General features: G+C 76.6%; 17 protein-coding genes. 12 read left to right on the top strand and 5 right to left on the bottom strand.

The window, feature by feature from the left end:
* Positions 1–467: 467 nt before the first annotated feature.
* The 3 genes from Q5761_RS06895 (at position 468) to Q5761_RS06885 (ending at position 3,536) form a co-directional block, all read left to right on the top strand.
* Positions 468–1,049 (top strand): sulfite oxidase-like oxidoreductase, encoded by a 582-nt coding sequence (locus Q5761_RS06895; protein WP_135225596.1) that lies wholly within the window; start codon positions 468–470, stop codon positions 1,047–1,049.
* Between the two features lie 224 nt (positions 1,050–1,273).
* On the top strand, positions 1,274–2,047 hold the full coding sequence (locus tag Q5761_RS06890) for a response regulator transcription factor (protein ID WP_135225595.1): 774 nt from the start codon (positions 1,274–1,276) through the stop codon (positions 2,045–2,047).
* A 4-nt stretch (positions 2,048–2,051) separates the two neighbouring features.
* Positions 2,052–3,536 (top strand): HAMP domain-containing sensor histidine kinase, encoded by a 1,485-nt coding sequence (locus Q5761_RS06885; protein WP_318749994.1) that lies wholly within the window; start codon positions 2,052–2,054, stop codon positions 3,534–3,536.
* Here the strand turns inward: Q5761_RS06885 and Q5761_RS06880 are convergent.
* Positions 3,520–3,852, bottom strand: coding sequence for a sulfurtransferase TusA family protein (locus Q5761_RS06880; RefSeq protein ID WP_135225593.1), 333 nt, complete (start codon positions 3,850–3,852; stop codon positions 3,520–3,522). The two genes, Q5761_RS06885 and Q5761_RS06880, sit on opposite strands and share 17 nt — an antisense overlap.
* 149 nt (positions 3,853–4,001) lie before the next feature.
* The gene (locus tag Q5761_RS06875; protein ID WP_318749993.1) at positions 4,002–5,183 is read right to left on the bottom strand and encodes a YeeE/YedE family protein; all 1,182 of its coding nucleotides are present in this window, start codon (positions 5,181–5,183) and stop codon (positions 4,002–4,004) included.
* Positions 5,184–5,612: 429 nt separating this feature from the next.
* On the opposite strand from Q5761_RS06875, the gene Q5761_RS06870 reads away from it, so the two are divergent.
* The 3 genes from Q5761_RS06870 (at position 5,613) to Q5761_RS06860 (ending at position 9,653) form a co-directional block, all read left to right on the top strand.
* A complete protein-coding gene (locus tag Q5761_RS06870) occupies positions 5,613–7,265 on the top strand; it encodes a hypothetical protein (RefSeq protein ID WP_318749992.1) in 1,653 nt (550 codons plus the stop codon).
* A 155-nt stretch (positions 7,266–7,420) separates the two neighbouring features.
* Positions 7,421–8,395 (top strand): fumarylacetoacetate hydrolase family protein, encoded by a 975-nt coding sequence (locus Q5761_RS06865; RefSeq protein WP_318749991.1) that lies wholly within the window; start codon positions 7,421–7,423, stop codon positions 8,393–8,395.
* Positions 8,396–8,675: 280 nt separating this feature from the next.
* Entirely contained in the window at positions 8,676–9,653 is a 978-nt protein-coding gene (locus tag Q5761_RS06860) for a ketopantoate reductase family protein (RefSeq protein WP_318749990.1), read from the top strand.
* A 146-nt stretch (positions 9,654–9,799) separates the two neighbouring features.
* Here the strand turns inward: Q5761_RS06860 and Q5761_RS06855 are convergent, their stop codons facing one another.
* From Q5761_RS06855 to Q5761_RS06845, 3 genes are all read right to left on the bottom strand, one after another.
* Positions 9,800–11,755, bottom strand: a complete 1,956-nt coding sequence (locus tag Q5761_RS06855; protein WP_318749989.1) for an adenine deaminase C-terminal domain-containing protein — start codon at positions 11,753–11,755, stop codon at positions 9,800–9,802.
* A 375-nt stretch (positions 11,756–12,130) separates the two neighbouring features.
* Positions 12,131–13,216, bottom strand: coding sequence for an HAD hydrolase family protein (locus Q5761_RS06850; protein ID WP_318749988.1), 1,086 nt, complete (start codon positions 13,214–13,216; stop codon positions 12,131–12,133).
* A gap of 44 nt (positions 13,217–13,260) precedes the next feature.
* Positions 13,261–13,500, bottom strand: a complete 240-nt coding sequence (locus Q5761_RS06845) for an aspartyl-phosphate phosphatase Spo0E family protein (protein WP_167758914.1) — start codon at positions 13,498–13,500, stop codon at positions 13,261–13,263.
* Between the two features lie 727 nt (positions 13,501–14,227).
* Here Q5761_RS06845 and Q5761_RS06840 point away from each other — a divergent pair.
* From Q5761_RS06840 to Q5761_RS06815, 6 genes are all read left to right on the top strand, one after another.
* The gene (locus Q5761_RS06840) at positions 14,228–14,698 is read left to right on the top strand and encodes a pyruvoyl-dependent arginine decarboxylase (RefSeq protein ID WP_318749987.1); all 471 of its coding nucleotides are present in this window, start codon (positions 14,228–14,230) and stop codon (positions 14,696–14,698) included.
* Between the two features lie 620 nt (positions 14,699–15,318).
* On the top strand, positions 15,319–16,059 hold the full coding sequence (locus Q5761_RS06835) for an N-acetylmuramoyl-L-alanine amidase (protein ID WP_318749986.1): 741 nt from the start codon (positions 15,319–15,321) through the stop codon (positions 16,057–16,059).
* A gap of 383 nt (positions 16,060–16,442) precedes the next feature.
* On the top strand, positions 16,443–17,144 hold the full coding sequence (locus Q5761_RS06830; protein WP_318749985.1) for a hypothetical protein: 702 nt from the start codon (positions 16,443–16,445) through the stop codon (positions 17,142–17,144).
* A complete protein-coding gene (locus tag Q5761_RS06825) occupies positions 17,129–18,046 on the top strand; it encodes a coenzyme F420-0:L-glutamate ligase (protein ID WP_318749984.1) in 918 nt (305 codons plus the stop codon). Before Q5761_RS06830 ends, Q5761_RS06825 begins: the two co-directional genes overlap by 16 nt.
* 300 nt (positions 18,047–18,346) lie before the next feature.
* The gene (locus tag Q5761_RS06820) at positions 18,347–19,999 is read left to right on the top strand and encodes a long-chain fatty acid--CoA ligase (protein ID WP_318749983.1); all 1,653 of its coding nucleotides are present in this window, start codon (positions 18,347–18,349) and stop codon (positions 19,997–19,999) included.
* Between the two features lie 386 nt (positions 20,000–20,385).
* Positions 20,386–22,035, top strand: coding sequence for a thiamine pyrophosphate-binding protein (locus tag Q5761_RS06815; RefSeq protein WP_413084488.1), 1,650 nt, complete (start codon positions 20,386–20,388; stop codon positions 22,033–22,035).
* Positions 22,036–22,038: the final 3 nt, after the last annotated feature.

The following is a 22,038-nucleotide window of genomic DNA, read 5'->3' as shown; positions in this document are numbered from 1 at the left end:
GGCGGAAGGGCCCGCCGCGGCGACCGACGCCTTGGATGCCGGTGGCGTTCCCGGCCCGGAGCGGCCGATCGTTCCCGGACTGGAGCGGCCGATCGCCGCGTCGGATGCGACGGGCGCCGGCCCTGCCGCGATCCCCCCGGCCGCGGGTGCGGGTGGGTGCGGACGGCCCGGCCCGGGCGGGCCGGGGGAGACTAACCAGCGGGCGCAGGGCTCCCGCGGACCCGAAGGGGTCCGTCCCGCCGAACCATGCGGCCGTACGAGGCAGCCGCCCGAGGCCCGGGACCCGCAGGGGACCATGCCGCCCGACCCCGGCGGTGCGCCGAGGCAGCGCCCCGGGACGGGGTCCGGCGCGGGAGGGGACCCGGCCGGCGTCCACCGGGCGGCAGGGCACGGCCACCATCGCCAGGTGTCGGGGCCGTGCGTCCCAGGGGGTTTCAGGGGCCGGGGCGGTCGAGGAGGTGGTGAGCATGGCGGAGGCCTCGCTGCGCCAACGGATCCCGCCGGGCCAGGTGGTGACCGAAAAGTTCCCCGTGCTGCACACGGGGGTCGTGCCCCGCTACCGCGACGACCTGAGCGACTGGAGCTTCCGCGTCTTCGGCGAGGTGGAGCGGCCGCTGACGCTGACATGGGAGGCGTTTCGCCGACTGCCGACGCGGGAGGTGGTGGTGGACATCCACTGCGTAACCCGCTGGAGCAAGCTGGGGACGCGGTGGCGCGGCGTCCCGGCGGCCCGGGTGCTCGAGGAGGCCGGCGTTCGCCCGGAGGCCCGGTTCGTCCTGGTGCACGCCGATCCCGACTACACCACCAACATCCCGCTGGACGACCTGTATCGCGACGACGTGCTCCTGGCCTTCGAGTACGAAGGGAAGCCCCTCACACCCGAGCACGGCTACCCCGTGCGGCTCCTGGTCCCGCACCGCTACTTCTGGAAGAGCGCCAAGTGGGTGCGCGGCTTCGAGCTTTTGCGGGAAGACCGGCCCGGCTACTGGGAGGTCCGCGGCTACCACGACGAGGCCGATCCGTGGAAGGAGCAGCGCTATCGGCTCTGACCGGCCGGTGTGCCGGGATGAACCCGGCCCCGCGTCCGCGGGGCGCGGCGGGCGCGCGACGCTCCCCGTCGCCGGCGCCGGGTGCGGGGGATCCCATCGGCCTCGCGGGAGCGGCTGCCCCGGCCCTTCCGCTCGCCCCGCCGCGGGCCGGGGCGCATCGGGCGGCGGGCGGCGCCGCGGAGGGGGTGGGGCGGCGCCCGCGAGCCGGGAGAGGGGGCGCGGGGGTGGCGGCGGAGCGCATCCTGGTGGTCGACGACGAGCCGGGCATTCGGGAGATCTGCCGGCTCTACCTGGAACGCGAAGGGTTCGCCGTGCGGGAGGCGGCCAGCCTGGCGGGCGCCCGCGCCGCCTTGCGCAGCGAGGCCCCGGCGCTGGTGGTGCTCGACCTGATGCTCCCCGACGGCGACGGCCTCGACCTCTGCCGCGAGCTGGTGGAACAGGGCGTGCCCGTCGTGTGCTTGACCGCCCGGGCCGAGGAGACCGACCGCGTGCTGGGCCTGGAGCTGGGCGCCGACGACTACGTGACGAAGCCCTTCAGCCCGCGGGAGCTGGTGGCCCGGGTGCGGGCGGTGCTCCGCCGCGCCGCCCGGGGACCGCGGTCGCCGGTGCCGGCGGTGGTCCGCTTCGGCCCGTGCGCCGTCGACCTGGCGGCGCGGCGGGTGCGGGTCGACGGTCGCGAGGTGCCCCTCACCCCCAAGGAGTTCGACCTCCTCGCCCTCCTGGTCACCCATCCCCACCGCGTGTTCACCCGCCAGCAGCTCCTCGAGCGGGTCTGGGACTTCGCCTACGCCGGCGACACGCGTACCGTCGACGTCCACGTCCAGCGGCTGCGCCGGAAGATCGAGCCCGATCCCCAGCGGCCGCGCTACCTGAAGACGGTGTGGAGCGTCGGCTACCGGTTCGACCCCGAGGGGGAGGCGGGTGCGCCCGGTCCAGGACGCCCCGGTGAGGCGACAGGGCCGGGATCGCCCAGGGCGGGGACGAGGCCCGGGAGGTGAGGCGGTGCGGCTGGCCTGGCGGCTGGGGGTGATCTACGCCGCCATCCTCGCGGTGGTGGCACTGCTGCTCCTGGTGGGCGCGCCGAGGGTGGCCGAGCAGGCCATGGTCCACGCCCTCGGTCCGGTGCTGCTGCGGCAGGCCCGCAGCGTGGTGGCCCTCCTGGACGTGCAGGCCTTCCCCGGCCGCCCGGCCACCTACCTGGCCGACCTGGCCGCCGTCCGCCTCTCGCGCCTGTACGTGGACGGGGAGGTCCTGGTGGTCGACCCGGCCGGCGAGATCCGGTGGAACTCCGCCACCTTGACGGGCGATCTCCGCGGGTGGCGGCTGGCCCCCGAGGTGATCTCGGGCATCCGCGTGCCGGGCTACGGCGTGCGGGAGGTCCTCGCCAACGTGCCGGCCGTGGTCGCCGTGGCGCCGATCCCGACCCCGGGCGGGGAGGGCACCCTCGGAGCCGTGGTGGTCTTCCGCCCCCTGCGGGAACTGGTGGGGGTCCGCCGCCAGCTGGGCACCTGGATCGTGCTGGGGACCGGGGTGGCGGTGGCCGTGGCCCTGGCGGCGGGATGGGCCGTGGGATACCGGCTGGTGCGCCGGCTCGCGGCCATCCAGGAGGCCGCGGCGGCGCTGGCCGCGGGCAACCTCTCCCGACGCCTGGAGGTCGCCGGCCGTGACGAGGTCGCCGGTCTGGCGGCCGGATTCAACCACATGGCCGAGCGCATCGAGGCCCTGGTCGAGGAGCTGCGCCGGTCCCAGGCCCTCCGGCGCGCCATGCTGGCGACCATCTCCCACGAGCTGCGCACCCCGGTGACCGTGATCCGCGGGCTGGGCGAGGCGTTGCGCGACGGGGTGGTCGCGCCCGGGCCCGACGCGGCGCGCCACGCCGGCCAGATCGTGGCCGAGGCCGAGCGCCTGGGCCGGCTGATCGACGACCTGTTCCAGCTGGCGCAGATCGAGACGGGCCAGCTCGACCTGCGGCTGGCGCGCTTCGCGGTCGGCCCGTGGCTCCAGGAGCGGGAGACCGCCCTGGCGGCGCTGGTGCGGGAGCGCGGCGCCCGCTGGACGGCCCGCATCGACCCCTCCCTCGCGGGCGTGGGGCTGGAGGCCGACCCCCACCGCCTGGCCCAGGTGCTGGGCAACCTGGTGGACAACGCCGCCCGCCACGCCGGTCCGGGCGGCCACGTGACCCTGACGGCCACGGCCGTCCCCGAGGGCGTGCGGGTCGAGGTGGCCGACGACGGCCCCGGCATCGACCCCGCCGACGTGCCGCGGGTGTTCGAGCCCTTCTACCGGGGCCGCGAGGCGGCCCGCAGCCGGGGAGCGGGCCTCGGACTCAGCATCGTCCGCGCCCTGGTGGAGGCCCACGGCGGACGGGTCGGCGTTGCCTCGGCGCCGGGCAGGGGTGCGCGCTTCTGGTTCGTCCTGCCTCGGGCGGGCGGCCCCGCCGTCCCGGCGGCCGGGGCACCGGGCCGCGCTGTCAACGGCGGCGGATGAGGATGCGGTACAGCCCCGGCTCCTTCTCCTCGATCCGCAAGACCTCGCCGAGGCCGGAGCGCTCGACGGCGGCGGGCACGGTGTGGGTGGAGATGGTGTGATCCGTCAGCTCGGCCAGCACCTGGCCCGGGGTCATGGCGGCCAGCGCCTCGAGGGCCGCGTCCACCGGGTAGGGGCAGATCTCGCCCGTGACGTCGATCTCGCGGTCCACCGCGATGGGGGCGTCCCCACCCACCCGGTCGACCAGGTTGGCGCCGCTGAGGGCCGCCAGGCGCTGGCGAGCCTGCTCCAGATTGGGGCGCTTGAACAGGGCCATGGTCGGTCATCCTCCTCTCCGTTCCGCCTCGCATCCGGAGCATCCGGAAGCGCTCGGGTCGCTGGGAGACCGCCAGCGGCGGGCGGCGACGCGCGCCGGGCAGGCCGCCGGCCGGCGCCTGCCTTCGTCGGACGAACCCGGCCGCCGGCTCACGACACCGCCGAGGGCGAGGCCGTCGCGGCGCCTTCGGCGGGCGTGGACGCCGGTTCGACCCCGCACGACCGCACCGCCGCGGCCTGCCGCAGGTGGGCCACCTTCCACGCGGCGTAGATGCCGGCCGCGATGCCCACCGTGGCCAGCAGGCTGTGCAGGGACAGGGCGGGCAGGCCGCTCAGGAGGTTGCCGACGTTGCACCCCGGCGTCAGGCGCGAGGCGAACGCCAGCAGGAAGCCGCCCGCCAGCGCGTTGGGAAGCCGGCGCAGCCGGGGCCGGCGCCAGCGGAAGGTGCCGTTGAGTCGCGCCGAGAGGGCGGCACCGGCGATGATGCCGACGATCAGCAGCTCCTCGGGCCCCGGCACCAGCCCGGGGTAGTCGCGGAACAGGTTGGCCACATAGGGGTTGGCGGCGACGCGGGCCGGGTCGTCCAGCGCCCCCCAGGCCACCGCCACGAGCCGGGTCTCCGGGCCGGTGATCCCCCAAATGGTCCAGAGGCTGAACTGCAGGGTGGACACGAGGCCCAGCAAGAGCCCCACCGCCCGGGTGTCCCAGGACCGCAGCCGCAGCAGCGCCGCCGGACCCTGCCGGAAGAACGCGGCCGTCCCCGCCACGGCGCGGCCGATGGACGCCGGACCCGCCACCACCGCGATGGCCGCCAGCAGCACCGCCACCGCCAGCGCCGCGGTGATCAGCGGCGGCCACGGCAGCAGGCGATAGAGGGTCACCGGTCCGGTGATGGCGAGCGGCTCGAAGAAGTGCGGCGCGAGCACGTCGGGGAAGAGGCGCAGGAAGGCGTAGTAGCCCGCCCCCATGCCCGCCAGGGTCAGCCAGAACTGGCCGTATCCCATGCCCGCCCGATACAGCGTCCCCGAGGCACACCCCCCCGCGATGTACATGGCGACGCCGAACAGGAAGCCGCCCAGCAGACTGTTCCAACCGACGGGCGGCACCCAGAGCCGGTCGGGCGTCGCCCATCCCGCGGTCATCGCCAGGCCCCACCCGAGGGTGGTGACGACCACGGCCACGAGGATGCCCTGCAGGACGCGGGTGTGGCGGAAGGCGTACAGATCGCGGAACGCCGAGGTGAAGCAGAAGTCGCCGCGCTGCAGCAGAAAGCCGTAGACCACGCCGAAGGCGGCACCCAGGGCCAGCAGAGTCGACCAGCCGAGCTGCATGGTTGCGCCTCCCCGTTGCCGATTCAACCGCGATTGTACCCGTGAGGCCACGTGGGGTCAACGAAGCCGATAGACAAAGTAAGCATTCGGGGCCGGCGGGGCCGGCAGGGCCGGCGACGGGGACCGCCGGCGGGGCCGGATCCGCCGCGGCGGGATCCCCCCGGCGGAAGACGATCGCCTCGCCCTCGGGACCTCGAGCGGGCCTCCCCGAGCGGGGCCCCCCATATTCGGGTGTGGGACCCCCAAACCTGGCGCGGATCGATCCGAAGATCTGGCTGGACGGGAACGGGGGCGCTGGACGGGAACGGGGGCGGGGCCTGCATGGCCCCCTTGGACGGCCAGCGCAGGTGGGCCCCTCGTCGGAGGCCGCCGCGGCGAGGGGCCCCGGTCCGCCCGTTCCCGGAGCAGACCGTGGCAGGAGGTGATGATGTGCCACGATGGCACGGTGTGAGGCCGGCCTGCCGGTGGCTGGCCACGCTCCTGCTCGGCGCCGTGATCGCCTCGGCCGCGGTGCCGGGGGTCGCCCTGGCGAGTACGGCGGAGCCGGGTGGGAACGGCGGTGAACCGGCGTGGGTGGTCGCCGTCGGGCACTACGTCCGAACGGCGGTGGAACGGGTGCGGCTCTGGGCGAGCCGCGACCCGGCGACCGAGGCCGCCCTGGCCGCGGGGTTCGCCGCCGCACGGGCGGAGGCGATGGCGGGCTTGGGGCCGGACTCGGCGTGGTTCCAGCGCCTGGCGGACGAGGTCGTCGCCTACCTGCGGCTGGCCCAGGCGAAACTGGTGGAGGCCGCGGCCAACGGGGCCGACACGGCCCGCGCGGTCCAGGCCCTCGAGGCGGCGGTCGCCCGCGTCGCTCAGCTGCCCGAGCGCGTCGGCGCGGCCGCGGGCGAGTCGCCCAGCGGGACGGACGCGACCCCGCCCGCTGCCGCAGGGCCGGAAGCGGACGGCACGGCGGGGTGGGCCGCGGCCGGCGCGGGGACCGGGACCGCGGCGGCCCCGGGGGCGGTCTCCCCCGTGAGCGATCGGGCCGACGGCCAGCCGGCCCCGGCCGAGGGGGACGAAGGGGCCGTGGACGCCGGCGCGGCCGCCCCCGAGGACGGCGCCGTGTCTGCGGGCGGGGCCGAGGGGGATCGCTCCGGGAGCGCCTTGGACGAGGCGCTGGAGGCGGCGGCCGAGGCCCAGCTGGTGGCGGGCTCCGTGGCGATGATGGAGCCCGAGGCGATCGCCGCCCTGCGGGAGCAGGGTTACGGCTACGGCCAGATCGCCCTGCTCTATGCCGTCGCCCAGGCCGTGCGGCTGGCGAAGGGCGAGGCGCTGACGGCCATGGACGTCGCCACCCAGCTGGCCGCCCTTGACGCGGACGGCGCCGCCGCGCCGGAGCCGGACCCGTCGGCCTCCCTGCCGGCCGCCGAGGGTGCGGCCCCGCTGCCGGACAGCGGCGCGGCGCCGGGAACGGGCGGCGAAGCGAGCCAAGGTGCGGGGGACGGGTCGGTCGCCGGCACGGCAGGGATGACGGCGGCCGGCGGCGCGGCCACCGCGATCGCCGCGGACACCGGCGAGGAGGAGGGGACGACGGCTCGCCTCGAGGCCTTCGGCCGTCGGTTGAACCAGCTCCTGGCCCTGTACGGCATCGAGCGCCGGGACCTCAAGCCCGGCCGGTGGATCGCCGCGGCCCATCGCGGCCAACCCGAGGACGACGGATCCGACCCGGCCGGATCGGACGCCACGCCGGACGCGGTGGCGCCGCGGGCCGACGAACCGGCCGGCGGCTCCGCGACGCCCGCGCAGCCCGCGGCCGCCGGCACCCCGAGCCGGGGCGCCGCGGTGAACTACGGGACGGCATCGCGGAAGGCGCCCGCCGGGGACGCCGGAGCGGCTGCCCCGGCCCCCCGGACCTCCGGGGCCGGGCGGGACGACCACGCGTCGCCGCGGCTGGCCCCCGACGACGGGGACCGACGGCCGGAACGGCCGACGCCGGGCGTGCGGGGCACGGCCCACGGCAAGGACCGGGCGGGCGAAGCCCGCGGGCAGGGGCGCGGCGCTCGGGCGGCCGCCGGCGCCACCGGACGGCCGCAGCGGTAGCGCTTCCGGCCAGCGGGCGAACCGGCCCAAGCGGCGAGGCGGGGTGCTCTCGGCGCGGGCACCCCGCCTCGCCGCTTGCAGGATCGTCGCCGGCCGCCGGGAATTCCCTAGCGTCACCTGCTGCGCCGATGCGACGCCGACGGGAGGGATGCCGGTTGCGGTTCGTCCGGTTCGAACGAGCGGGTCGGATCGCCCTGGGTCTGGCCGATGTGGATGAGCGCGGCCGTCTGCGGCGGGTGCTGGACCTGGCCGCCGCCCGGGCCCGGTGGGGCGGGCCGGAGGTCCCCGCCGACATGGTCGCCTGGATCGCCCTGGGCGAGCAGGCGGTGGCGGCCGCCCGGGAGTGGTGGCAGCGGGCCCAGGCGGCGGGGGACGATGCGGCTTTGCCGGGCGGCGAGGGCGCCGACGGCCGCGAGCCGGCCGCCCGCCCGCTCTGGCACCCGGCGGAGGCGGTGCGCCTGCTGGCCCCCATCGCCCGGCCGCCCAAGGACGTCATGGCCATCGGGCTGAACTACCGCGACCACGTCTTCGAGATCAGCGGTCGCGACATCCCGAGGTACCCGGTGGTCTTCAGCAAGGCGGCGTCGTCCATCGCGGGTCCCGGCGACCCGATCTACACCCACCCCGGCGTGACGGAGGCGGTCGACTACGAGGGCGAGCTGGCGGTGGTCATCGGGCGGCGGGGTCGCGCCATCCCCCCCGAGCGGGCACGGGAACACGTCTTCGGGTACATGGTGCTGAACGACGTGACGGCCCGCGACCTCCAGCGCCGCACGAGCCAGTGGCACCTGGGCAAGAGCCTCGACACCTTCTGCCCCACCGGCCCGTACCTGGTGCACCGGGACGCCGTGGGCTGGCCCGTCGAGCTGGACGTGCGGACCTGGGTGAACGGTGAGCTCCGCCAGGAGGCCAACACGCGCCAGCTGATCTTCGACATCCCCGCGCTGATCGCCACGTTGTCGGCGGGCATCACCTTGGAGCCCGGGGATATCATCGCCACCGGGACCCCTGGCGGCGTCGGCATGGGCTTCGACCCGCCGCGCCTCCTCCGGCCCGGCGACGTGGTGGAGATCGAGATCACCAGCCTGGGACGGCTGCGCAATCCGGTGGTCGACCGGCTGCCTGCGTGATCGGACGGCGCCGGCCGGGTCGGGGACCGCGGCCCCGCCGGGGGAGGGGCCGTCGCCCGCGGCGGTCGTCAGGGCGGTCGTCCCCCGGTCGGCGGGCGGGACCCGTATCCCGTGCGAATGGCGATGGTGCCGAAGCGGCGGCCGTCCCGACGGTCGGCGGGCCAGTCCGACGCCGTCCCGGGGTCCGGCCGGTCGCCACGGAGGGGAGGGCCGACGCCGTCCCGGGTGCGGCCGGTCGCCACGGCGGGGAGGGCCATGCTCCGCGTATGGGGGTGAGATCGTGCGCATCGCCGTGATCGGCGCCGGTGGCGTCGGCGGCTACTTCGGCGCCTTGCTGGCGCGAGCCGCCGAGTGGGCGGAACCCGGGTCCGCGCTGCACGAGGCGCGGGTGGGGTTCCTCGCCCGGGGACGCCACCTGCGGGTCATGCGCCGCGACGGACTGACGGTGGAGAGCGTCCACGGCCGGTTCAGCATCCGCCCCGTGGCCAGCGACCGGGGGGTGCGGCTGGCGGAGGAACTGGCCGTGGCGCCCGGTCAGGGCGCCGACCTCGTGCTGCTGGCGGTCAAGGCCTACAGCCTGGAGGGCGCGCTGGACGAGATGGAGCCCCTGGTCGGGGCCGACACGGCGATCCTGCCGCTGATGAACGGCGTGGACCACCTGGAGGTGCTGGAGCGCCGCTTCGGTCGCGAGCGGGTGTTGGGCGGCCTGTGCCACATCGAGACGGCCCTGGTGGAGCCGGGCCGGATCCGGCAGACCAGCCCGCGGCGGGACATCACCTTCGGGGAGCTGGACGGCCGCGTCACCCCCCGGGTCGAGCGCATCGCCGCCGCCTTCGCCGCCGCCGGCATCCCGCACCGCATCTCCACCCAGATCGTCGCCGACATGTGGATGAAGCTGATCTTCATCTCGGCCATGGGGGGCATGACGGCCGTCGCCAACCGGCCGCTGGGCGCGGTGCTGGGCGATCCCGACGGACGCCAGGTCTACGAGCGGATGGTCCGGGAGGCGGTGGCGGTGGCGCGGGCAGCCGGGGTCGACCTGCCGGCGGACGCCTTCGAACAGGTCATGGCGACCACGATGGGGATGGACCCCGCGATGACCTCGTCGATGCAGCGGGACCTGGCCGCGCGGCGACCCGTGGAGGTCGACGCCCTGTGCGGGACCGTGGTGCGCTACGGGCAGCGCCACGGCGTGGACACGCCCTGCCAGCAGGCGGTCACGGCGGCCATCCGTCTGCGGGCCGGCGCGGACGCGTGAGGGGCCGCCCGGTCGCCGCGGCTGCGCCCCTCGCGGACCGCGAGCCGCGCGACGCCCCTCGCGGCCCGCGGGGCGAGGCGCTGCGCCGGCGGGTGCGAGCCACCCGGCCCGGCCAGCCGGCGTGAGGTCGCGCCGGGAGGGTCGCCTCACACGGATCCTGGCGGGGTCGCCGCCGTCACGGCCGGTGCCAGGAGGCGGTGGCCCTTGACGTCCCAGAGGCCGGCGGGCGTCAACCGAGGTCCCGGCAGGTGATCGGCGGAGAGGAAGAGCAGGCTGTAGATGGCGTCGTGGTAGGGGTAGCCGCGCTCGCGCAGGAGGGCCTCGAGCTCGCGGCAGCGGCGGGCCAGCTGGGGCATGTCGAGGTCGGAGAGGAACCCGCCCAGCGGCAAGGGGAGGTGGAAGAGCACCCGCGTCCCCTCCACGAGGACGATGCCGCCGCCGGCGGCGCCGGCCGCAGCCCGCACCATGGCCTCCGGGCGGCGGCCGAGGACCAGCATCCCCCCGGCCATGGTGTAGGTGGAGGCTAGCCCTTCGATCCCGCTCCCGAACCCCGCCACCAGGGCGCGGGTCACCCGCCCGCCGGTGGGCGCGAAGAGCAGGGCGGCGAGCAGGTCGTCCTCCGCTCGCAGCACCGGCATCCCCTCGGCGTCGACCTCGACCTCGCGCGTCTCCCACCGCGTGATCACGGCGTCGACCAGGCGGATCACGGGCAGGGGCACGCGCCGCCCGCGGTGGCCCGCGCCCGCGAACCGCAACGCCTCCCGCACCGCCTCGGCGCCGACGGCGACGCGGCGGGCGCCCAGGCCCAGCGCGTCCCAGTCCAGGGGGGCCGGTTCGTCCACCAAGCGCCCCTCTTGGGCCACCGGCCGTCCGTCGATCCACACCGCCAGGGGGACGGGGTCCTCCGGATGCTGGAGCACGTTGACGTCCGCCAGGCGGCCGGGGGCGATGGCGCCCAGGTATCGGTCCAGGCCGAGGTACGTGGCGGGGTTGATCGTCGCCATGCGGTAGGCCTGATCCGGCTCCAGCCCCGCCTCCATGGCGACCCGCAGGGCCAGGTCGAGGAAGCCCCGTTCCACCATGGCCGGGGTGGGACCGTCGGTGGTCAGCGCCAGGCGATGGCCGTAGCCCTGGGCGAAGGCCTCCCGCGCCGCGGCGATCAGGGCGGGCAGATCGGGTCGCAGCGAGCTGTGGCGCAGGATGGCGAAGAGCCCGAGGCGCACGCGGGCGAGCACCTCGTCGGCGCGGATGCTCTCGTGGCAGTCGCCCACCCCGGCGGCGGCCAGGGCGGCCAGGGTGCGGTGGGACGCCCCGGGGGCGTGACCGTCGACGGCCAGGCCGCACTGGAGGCCGGCGGCGAGCACGGCGGGGAGGGGCGCCTCCCGGCGCAGGGTGTCCGCCCACCGGGTCCACTCGAAGATCTCCACGATCCGGGGATGCTGCAGGAGGGCGATGCCCTCGGCGGCCGTCATGCCGTACGCGGCGGCGAAGTCCGGGTCCTCCAGGTCGGAGCGGGCCGGCCCACCTGGCGCCGGGGTGACGGACTGGGGCGCCACCCGCAGTCCCCAGAGGTCGCGGACCGGCGCGACGAGCCCGGCGTCCAGGACGGCGGGGAACCGCCGGCCCAGCATCTGCCCGAGCAGCAGCGTATCGCTGACCAGCGTGGTGGTCCCGCGCGGGGCGATGGCGGCCCCCAGGGCCCGCGGCGAGTACAGCTGGAAGGGGTGGGCGTGGATCTCCAGGTAGCCGGGCACCAGGTAGCGACCGCGGCAGTCGACCACCCGGGTGTCGGGGCCGACGGTCGGCCGATCCGGACCCACGTAGGCGATGCGGGCTCCCGCCACCCACACCTCGGCCGGTTCCCACCGGCCGGTGTAGACGTTGAGCACCGTACCGCCCCGAAACCACACGTCGGGCGGTCGCCGGCCCATCGCCACGCGCACCGCCAGCTCCCGGGCAGCGGCCGTCTCGTGCCGCCAATCCCGGGCCCCCGCGGCCCGGGCGGCGGACGCGAGGCACGCCCGCCCCGGCCCCGCCTCGGTCACGACATCGCCGGCGGGGGATGGGGCGGAGCTGCGGGATCCACGGTCGGGGATGCGCACGCCGCGGCCTCCTTTCCTGCCGCGAGGGGGCGGCCCGTGCCGGCACGGGCCGCCCCCTCGCAGCCCTAGTCCCGGCGCCCTGCCGGCGTCGTGCCTGGCCGCCCCGGTCCCGGCGCCCTGCCGGCGCCGGGCCTGACCGACTCCTGTCGGCCGGGTCGCCAGGCGGCCGGGGGCCGGGCTGCAGGGCAGCGGACGAGCGGCCGCGGACCGCTGCGCCGTCACCGATCCATGTCGAACCCGACGGGCAGCGGTTCCGCTCGGGGGACGAGCCGCACCGGGCCGGGCAGCCGCGGGCTGGGCCGGACGACCGGCGCGCCTCCGGGCCGGCGCGGTCCCGGCGCAGCCCGCAGCTGCCCCCGCGACCGCACCCTCGCCTCACCGGGCCTGCCGCCGGCTCACCACCGCCTCGAGGAAGCGGGCCACGCCGTCGTCGGCGTGATGGCCGATGATCAGTCGGGCCGCCGCCCGGACCTCCGGCTGCGCGTTGGCCATCGCCACGCCGAGCCCCGCCCACCGGATCATGCCCAGGTCGTTCTCCCCGTCGCCGATGGCGATCACCGCCTCCCGCGGCACGCCCAGCACGCGGCAAAGGTCCGCCAGGGCGGCCTCCTTGGTGGCGTCCGGGCGGACGATCTCCAGGAGGCCGGGCAGGGTGGCGACGCAGCAGGCGTCCAGGTCCGCGAGGCCCCGTTCCACCGCCGGCCGCACCCGCGCCGCCCGCTGGGCGTCCGTGGCCAGCACCACCTTGTAGACCGGCCGACCCCGCGGCCCCCCGGCGGGGGTGGCGGGATCCGCCGCCCCCGCCGCCCCCGCCGCAAGCCCTGCCGGCCCGTGGCGCGGATCCGCCGGCGGTTGGGCCGGAGCCGCGGGTCCCCCGGCTGGATCGGACACCGGGCCGGGTTCGTCCGCCGTGAGGCCGTCGGAGGCCACGGGCGTGAGGCCGTCGGGATCGACGGGGATGGGGGTCTCGTTGAGGTGGGCCAGGCGGTCGCGCCAGGCGCTGGGGCGGTCGGTGACGATGCCGTCGGCACCGTAGAGGAACGGGATGAGGTCCAGCTCCCGCGCCAACCGCAGCACGCGCTGGACCGCCGCCGGATCCAGCGGGCGTTCCCGCAGGGGGCGGCCGGCCGTGGGCCATGCGGTCAGGGCTCCACCGCAGACGATGACCGGACGGCTCAGCCCGGCGCGGAGCCACACCCCCATGGCGGCCGGCAGGGCGCGACCCGTGACGATGACCGGGTGGAGGCCCGCGCGCTCGGCAGCGGCCAGCGCCCGCAGCCCCTGCGGGCTGACCCGGCCATCGGGACCCGCGGCCGTCCCGTCCAGGTCGACGGCCACCAGCCGAAAGGCCTCCCAGTCGATGCGGTCCAGGGCCGCGGGGCCGGGGGCAGCGTCCCCGCGGTCCGGGAGGTCGGGTCGTTCCCGTCTCGCTTCCGCCCGGGGGATGTCGTGGTGGTCCATGTCCTGGATTTTATCACGAGGCATCACGAGGCGGTGGCGAGGCATCACGAGGCGGTGGTCGCGGGGCCGGGGTGCGGCGCCTCGCCGCCGCGGTGGGCCCGGTACCAGCCGACGATCAGGGCATCCAGCCGCCGGCTGAGATCCAGCACCGCGGGATCGCTGCAGCCGTGGCGGCGGGCCATGCGGTAGAGCATCCGGCGCAGACGTTCGATCTCCACCTGGGCGGCCCGGTGCGCGACCGGGTCGACGTCGACGGACCGGCGGGCAGGTTGCGGGGACGGCATGACCGTCCACCTCCGGTGGGAAGCGGCAGGATCCATCCGGGCGGACCCGGTCCCTCCCCCGGACGACGGGTCGCCCCGCCCTCCCCTCGGGGCGACCCGGGTCCGGGGGGCCGACCGGTGGTGCAGGCCGCTGATGGGCTGTCCCTTCTTGGGAGATCGTGTCGCTCCTTGTTGACAAGCTGTGGGCAAGTGTCGATTCCTGGGGATAACAGCGGGGTCCATTGGGGATAAGCCCGCTCTTCCTGGGGATGAGCCGGCCGCCGGTTGTGGACGAACCGGCTTGGCGACCCCGCGATCCCCCCGCGGAGCCGCCACGTCGCCACGGAGCCGCGAAGCCACCACGGCGGGACCTCCCACCCGTCCGGTGCCCCGGGCGGCCGTGCACCCCCCGGGCGACCCGGCCATAGCATGGGCCGAGAGATGCCCTGGTCTCGCACCGGGTCGTCGGCCTACGCGGCCCGCGCGGCCGCTGCGCCGGAGGAGGGCCGCGGCCGGGAAGGCGACGGGCGGCGGTCCCCGCCGGGTCGGCCACGGTTGGGGCCCACCTGCCCGGGGGCTCCGTGGCGTCCGCGGCCGCCTGGGGGCTGGCGCCCGACGCCGGCGTCGGGATCGGGCCGGAAGGATCCCGGGCCCCGGGCCCCGGGTCCCGGCACCGCGGGGCGGACGCCGGCGGGGGCGGGGGCCGCGACGGTGCCCGGTGCGGCGGATGAACGGCCGGGAGGTGCCCATGGTGTTGCCCATTCCCAACCGGTTCGCCCTGGTGACGGGCCGGGCCGAGGGCGAGACCCCGCTGACGGCCTTCGATGCGGCGCTGCTGGATGCCGGGGTGGCCAACGTCAACCTGGTCAAGGTCTCCAGCATCCTCCCGCCGGGTGCCCAGCCGCTGGAGCGGCTGGCGCTACCCCCCGGGGCGCTGGTGCCCATCGCCTACGGTCGGCTGGTGTCCGCCGAGCCCGGCACGCGCATCGCCGCGGCCGTCGCCGTGGGACGGGACGAACCCGGCCGCTTCGGCATGATCATGGAGCACACCGCATATGCCAGTGCCAGCGAGGTGAAAGCCACCATCCGCCGCATGGTGGAGGAGAGCTTCGCCGTTCGTGGGGGGCGCCCGCGGGAGATCCTGGTGCGCTCCGTGGAGCACGTGGTCGCGCGGTGCGGGTGCGTCTTCGCCGGTTGCGTCCTCTGGTACGGGGCCTAGGCGTCGCCCGGCCGGCGGGGCCCCGGGGGCGGGACCTACCGCCCCCGGGGCCCCCGCCGGGGACGCCGGCACCGCCTCTCACGGCACGGCCACCGCCGAGCCCGGCCGCCGGCGGCTCGGCCGGCCCGGCGCGATCGACCCGGGTGCCCGCGGCCGGCGGGACAGGCCGGAGGGCCGCGGCGACCGCCGAGCGGGGCCGGCGCCGGGGAGGATCGGCCGGGGACGGCGCGCCGGCGGGGGCCGGCCGGCGGCGGGCGCCAGCCGCCCGGAGCGCCCCGGGCCGAGGGCCGCCGCCGGCCGCCGTAAGCCGTCCGCCGCGGGCAGGGCCACGCCCAGGCCGACGGCCACCGCCATCGCCCACAGGCCGGCCGACGGGAGGCCGGCCCGGCGATGCCGGTTCACCCGCGCATCGCCCGCCGCCCCGGGCCCGGGCTCCCGGGGGCGCACGCCCCCGCTGGGAGGAGGCAGCCTTGCACCGCGGCGACCTTGGCGGGGTACGGCGCGTCGGGGCGCCGCCCGCCTGGAGCGCCCAGGCGGGCGGCGCCCCATGGCGCACCGGGCTGGGCTGCCCGGCATGGGGAAGTCTGCTCTCCCGCCGCCGGGAGGGCCCGGACCGGGGGGTGCGAGCGGGGCCGGCGCCCGGGGCGGGCGTGGGCGCCCCACGGCGCTCGGGCCGGGGTGGCCGCCCGTGGGCCCCGGGGCTCGTCCTCGCCCTCCTCGCCCTGTTGGCCCTCGCCCGGGTGGCGGGGATGGCCGCCTCGCCCGCGCGGGGTCCCCTGGCCGGCACCCTGATCGTGGTCGACCCCGGCCACGGTGGCGTCGACCGCGGCGCCTGCCACCTGCCGTCCAACACCGTCGAGAGCGAGATCACCCTGGCCTTCTCCTTCCTGCTGCGCGACCTGTTGCGCGAGCAGGGGGCGCGGGTGCTGCTCACCCGGACCCGCGACGAGGACCTCGACCTCGATCCCCGCATCGAGATCGCCAACGCCAACCGGGCCGACTACTTCCTCAGCATCCACGTCAACTGGTTCCCCGATCCCTCCTGCTTCGGCGCCCAGACCTTCTACTTCCCCGGTCGGGAGGAGAGCCGGCGGCTGGCCCTCCTCGTCCAGGACGAGCTCAAGAAGGTCGATCCGGCCAACTTCCGGGAGATCCAGACCGGGCGGTACCGGGTGCTGCGGCTGACCCGCATGCCCGGCGTGCTGGTGGAGCTCGGCTTCGTCGACAGCCCCCACGACCGCGCCTTCCTCCACGACCCCGAGCGGCGCCGCCAGCTGGCGGAGGCCATCGTCCGCGGCGTCATCCGCCATCGACGGGGCGAGGTGGGCCCCGAGCCCGCGCCGGATCTCCGCGACCGGTAGGGGACCGCGACCCGCCGGGGTGCCGGCCCGGCGGGTCGGCCCGCCCCGGCACGCGCGGCCGGTGCGGGGCGCCGGCGGCGGGGCACCCCCGGGGGCCGCTTCCCGCGGGACCCCGCCCCGCCGCCGTTCGGCGCGGGTGACGGCCCCGGACACCCTCACCGCCCCCGCGGGTCCGTCCCGGACCCTGGGGGGAGGGGTGCCCCGGCCGGGGCCCTCCCGTCGTGCCGCGGGCCTGCGGCTCGGGCGCCGGTGCCGGCGTGACGGCCCCCGGCCCCGGCGCATATGGTGCGGATGCGCCGCGCCGGGGCAACGGTCCCGCCACTCGAGGGCGCCCGTCCCGCCGGGACGGTGGATCGCCGAGCGCGGCGCAGGGAGGGAGCCCCTTGCGCTGGCTGGCATGGGTCCTGGCCGGCCTGGCTGCGGCCCCGGCGGGCCTCGCGGCCTACCTGCGGCGGCAGGGGGACGCCGACGTGCGCTGCGAGGCAGGGGCCGTGGAGGTCCTGGGCATCCAGCGGCGACCCGGCTGCTGGCTGGTCCGCTTCCGCCTGCCCATGGTGAACCGCGGGCGGCAGAAGGGCATGCTCTACGAGATCCTGATCCGGCCGGAGTTCCTGGGCCGCTGGGCGGCCCCGCTGCGGTGGTCCGTCGCCCTCTTCTGGCCGGGCGTGCAGGAGACGGGGTACTGGAGTGCCGCCCTGCTCGAGCCCGCCCAGCTGGTCCCCCTGGAGGTGGAGCTGGCGGCCTTCGGGCCCGACGACGTCATCGACCGGCTGTCCCAGCTGGAGGAGCTCGGCCTGGTGGTCCGCCACGGGTGCATCGGGCGCACGCCCCTGCGGTGGGTGCTGACCGAGGTGCGCCTGCCCCTGGCCGCGGCCCGTCCCGGCCAGGCCGCGGCCGCGGGCCTGCGGCGCAGGCCGACGGCCGGTGGGCGGGCGTTGGCCGCCCGCCCACCGGCCGGCATCGTCACCGGGCGATCCGCGACCGCCGGCCCGATCGCCGCCGCCGGCGGCCGCGCCGCGGGCCCGCCCCGCCCGGCGGCGGCCCGCGGTGGCGAGGGGAGGGGTCGACCGTGGCCCCGGGTTTGAGGGTCCGGCGCCGTCTGGCGCCCGCTGCCGCCCGCAGGCCGGGTTCGTCCCCCTCGGCCGGCCGGGGCGCAGGGGCCGGCGCCGGCGACCGGCCCCGCTTCGCGGTCGAGGTGATCCGCACCGAGATCATCACCCCCGCCCACGACCTCGCCGAGGTGGTGACCCGCTACACCCGGGGCCGGCTGCAGCCCGGCGACGTGGTGGCGGTCTCGACCAAGATCGTGTCCATCACCCAGGGCCGCCTGGTGCGGCCGGAGCAGCTGCGCCCGGGGATCCTGGCCCGCCTGGTGTCGCGGTTCATCGACCAGGAGGGGAGCTGTTCGTCGCCCCACTCCCTCCAGGCGGTGATCGAGCACACCGGGCGGTGGCGGGTGGGCCTGGCCTTCCTGGTCGGCGGGATCAGCCGGGTCCTGTTGCGCCGCAGCGGCGACTTCTATCGCATCGCGGGGTACTACGCCCGGGTCATCGACGACGTCATGGGCACGCTGCCGCCCTTCGACAAGCACATCGTCCTGCCGCCGGCCGACCCCGACGGGGTCGCCCACCGTCTCGCGCGGGCGCTGGGCCCCGGGATCGGCGTCTGCATCGTGGACGCCAACGACCTCGGCCGGGCGGAGGTGGTGGGGGCGAGCCCGGGGGTCGACCGCCAGGCGGTGGTCGAGGTGATGCGCGCCAACCCCTGGGGCAACACGGACCAGCAGGCGCCGCTGGCCATCCTGCGCCCCCGGCCGGACGAACCCGGCCGTGCGGACGAGGGCCGTCCCGCGGACGAACCCCCCTCGGCGGGCGAACCGCCGCCCGCCGATGGACGCGGCCCTGCGGGCGAACCCCGCCCCGAGGGCGAGACCGACCGGGCGGACGAACCCCGCACGGCGGGAGCCAGGCCGTCGCCGCGTCCGTAGTGCGCCCGTCGCGGGGTCGGACGCTCGCCGGGGCCCTGGGGCCGCCGTCCGCGGCTGCGGCGTGCCCGCGGCGGCCCTCGGCTGCGGGGGCCGAGGGGGCACCACGGGGCGGCGCCGGCCGGCGCGGTCCAGGGGCCTCTACGCGACCGCCCTCGGCCCCGGGGCCGGGGGCCGGTTCGTCCGACGGGCACGAGGCCGCGGAGGAACCCGCCTCACCGAGACAGGGTTCCACCCGGCTGCGGCGAATCTCGCCATGGAGCCTTCCGGGTGGGGCGTCGCACCGCGAGAGGGGGAGCGAACATGGCGGAACGGCCGTGGCTCAAGCACTACCCGGCCAACGTGCCGGCCCATCTCGACTACCCCGAGGTACCGCTTCACGAGCTCGTGGCCCAGCGGGCGCGGGAGCACCCCGACCTCCCCGCCCTGCGGTACTACATGGTGCGCATGACCTATGGGGAGCTGTGGGCGCGGGTCAACCGGTGCGCCGCGGCCCTGGCGGCCCTGGGGGTGGCCAAGGGGGATCGGGTGGCGCTCATGCTGCCCAACTGCCCCCAGTACGTGATCGCCTACTACGCCACCCTGCGCCTCGGCGCCATCGTCGCCCAGGTGAACCCGCTCTACACGCCGCGGGAGCTGACCCATCTGATCGGGGACAGCGGCGCGAAGGTCCTGATCGTGGCGGATGCCGTGTACCCGACGGTCCAGGCCGCCCTGGGGGACCTGCGGCTGGAGCACATCCTGGTGGCGCGGCTGCTGGGCAACGTGCAGCCGGGGCCGGAGGCCAAGTCCTTCGAAGACCTGCTGGCCGGCGCCGCCGGCGAGCCGCCGGCGGTGGCCATCGACCCCTGGGACGACGTGGCCGTCCTGCAGTACACCGGCGGCACCACCGGCCGCTCCAAGGGCGCCATGCTGACCCACTTCAACCTGGTGGCCAACGTGGTCCAGACCCAGCACTGGTTCCCGGCCGAGGAGCGGATGAAGGTCGGTGAGGGCCGCATCCTGACGATCCTGCCCCTCTTCCACTCCTACGGCATGACGGTGTGCATGAACTACGGCCTCGCCTCGGGGTACGAGCTCATCCTGGTGCCGCGCTTCGAGCTGTCCGAGGTCATGGAGATCATCCGGGCGACCCGGCCCCACTTCTTCCCCGGCGTGCCCACGATGTACGTGGCGGTCAACAACTACCCCAACGCCGAGGAGTACGGGGTCGGCTCCATCGAGTTCTGCAACTCCGGGGGCGCGGCGATGCCGCTGGAGGTCATGAACGCCTTCGAGCGGCGGTTCGGTGCCCGGGTCGTCGAGGGGTACGGGTTGTCCGAGGCATCGCCGGTCACCCACTCCAACCCGGTCCGCGGCCTGCGCAAGCCGGGGAGCATCGGCATCCCCTACCCGGATACCGACGCCGAGATCGTCGACGTGGAGACGGGCACCCGGGTGCTGGGGCCGGGGGAGGTGGGCGAGCTGCGGATTCGCGGCCCCCAGGTGATGAAGGGCTACTGGAACCGGCCCGAGGAGACGGCGGAGACCCTGCGGGACGGGTGGCTCTACACCGGCGACATCGCCAAGATGGACGAGGACGGGTACTTCTACATCGTCGATCGCAAGAAGGACATGATCATCGCCTCGGGGTACAACGTCTACCCGCGCGAGGTGGAGGAGGTGCTCTACGAGCACCCGGCCGTGGCCGAGTGCTGCGTGGCCGGTGTCCCCGATCCCTACCGCGGCGAGACGGTGAAGGCGTACATCGTCCCCAGGCCGGGCCGCTCCGTCACCGCCGACGAGATCATCGCCTTCTGCCGCGAGCGGCTGGCGGCCTACAAGGTGCCCAAGCTCGTCGAGTTCCGCAGGGAGCTGCCCAAGACGGCGGTGGGCAAGGTTCTGCGACGGGTGCTGGTGGAGGAGGAGAAGGCCCGCCTGGCCTCCGGCGGCGGCCCATCGGAGGCGAGGGCCTAGCGAGGCACGGGGATCCGCGCCAGGGCGACCACGGCGCCGGCAGCGGCGGCGTCAGGCGCCGGCGGCTGTCGACGGCGGCTGTCGACGGCGGCCGGCGGCAGGAGCGAGGTCGCCCGGGGCGGGCCGAGACCGCCACCCGCTCTAGCCGCAGGGCGACGCCGCCTGAGGCCATGACGGGTCGGCATGATCGGCCGCCGCGTCGACCGACCGGTTGGTCGCCGCGGGATGCGCGGGTGCCGGCCGCACCAGGGTGCGCGGTTTCGGTCGCACCGGGATGGCGGGTCCGCCCGCGGGCCCCGGTCCGCCGCATCGATGCCGGGCCCTTGCGATGCCGGCAGCGGGCCACGAGGCTTGCGATGCCGGCATCGGACCACGATGTCGGGGGGATGGCCGTGGCCCACGTGCATGCCGGGCGCGTCGTCGCCCGGGCCCTGGCCCGGGAGGGCGTCCGGGCTCTGTTCACCCTCTGCGGTGGCCACATCATGCCCATCTACGACGGCTGCCTGGACGAAGGCATCCGGGTGGTCGACGTCCGCCACGAGCAGGCGGCGGTCTACGCCGCCGACGCCTACGCCCGCATCACGCGCCGACCCGGCGTCGCCGCCGTCACCGCCGGTCCCGGGGTGATGAACGCCGTCACCGCCATCGCCAACGCCCACCGCGCCCAGTCGCCGGTGGTGATCCTCGGGGGCCAGGGGCCCCTCGAGCACGCGGGCCGCGGCAGCCTCCAGGAGATGGACCACCTGGGGGTGGTGCGGCCCATCACCAAGTGGGCGGTGCAGGTCCAGGATCCCAAGCGGCTGCCGGAGGTCCTCAACCTGGCGTTCCGGCGCAGCCTCCACGGCGTCCCCGGCCCCGTGTACGTGGAGATCCCGCTGGACGTGATCTTCGCCCAGGTGGACCTGGACGCCGTGCGTTTCCCCGCCCCGGTCCCCGACCGCCCGCGCCTGCCAGCCGACGCCGGGGAGGTGGAGCGGGCGGCGGCCCTGCTGCGCCGTGCCCGGCGACCGGTGGCGCTGGTGGGCAGCCAGGTCCACTGGTCCCCCGATCCCCGGGCGGTGGCGCGGTTCGCGGAGTCGGGTCAGGTCCCGGTGTTCACCAACGGCATGGCCCGCGGCGTGCTGGGACCGGGGGATGCGGGGTTCTTCCAGCTCTGCCGCAAGGAGGCCCTGGCCGACGCCGATGTGGTCCTGGTGGCGGGGACGCCCCTGGACTTCCGTGTCGACTACGGCAGGGCGATCCACGGCGAGGCCCGGTTGATCCAGATCGACCTCGATCCCGGCGAGCTCGGCCGCAATCGGGACGTGGAGGTCGGCCTGGTCGGCGATGCGGGCACGGTGTTGGATCAGCTGCTGGAAGCCGGCCTCGATCCGGAGGAACCGGCCGAGCGCCGACGGTGGCTGGACCGCCTGCGCGAGGCGGAGGAGCGGAGGGCCGCCCGGATGCGGCCCGGGCTGACCAGCGACGCGGTCCCGGTCGACCCCCTGCGGCTGTGCGCCGAGATCGACGCCGCCCTGCCGCCGGGGGCCACGGTGATCGGCGACGGCGGCGACTTCGTCGGCACGGCGGCCAAGGTGGTGCGGCCGCGGCGATACCCCGCCGGCTGGCTGGACCCCGGCCCGCTGGGGACCTTGGGGGTCGGGATGGGCTTCGCCCTGGCGGCCCGGGTCCTGCGGCCCGACGAGCCGGTGGTGGTCCTGCTGGGCGACGGCGCCGCCGGCCTGGATCTGCTCGAGTACGAGGCGGCGGTGCGGCAGGACCTGCCCTTCGTCGCCGTGGTGGGCAACGACGCCGCGTGGACCCAGATCCGCCGACTGCAGGTCCAGCTCTTCGGCGCCGACCGGGCCGTGGCCACCGCCCTGAGCTACGCCCGCTACGACCAGGTGGTGGCCGCCCTCGGCGGCCACGGCGAGTGGGTCGAGCGGCCGGACGACGTCCGCCCGGCCCTGGAACGGGCCCTGGCCGCGGGCAAGCCGGCCCTGGTCAACGTGAAGATGGGGGCCTCGGACTTCCGGGCTGGGGCCATCGCGGTGTGAGGT

Source organism: Thermaerobacter composti, from assembly GCF_033582035.1.
In the GTDB taxonomy this organism is placed as follows: domain Bacteria; phylum Bacillota; class Sulfobacillia; order Thermaerobacterales; family Thermaerobacteraceae; genus Thermaerobacter; species Thermaerobacter composti.
The sequence above is the reverse complement of the archived record's forward strand: the minus strand, read 5'-3'. Positions and strand labels throughout refer to the sequence as shown.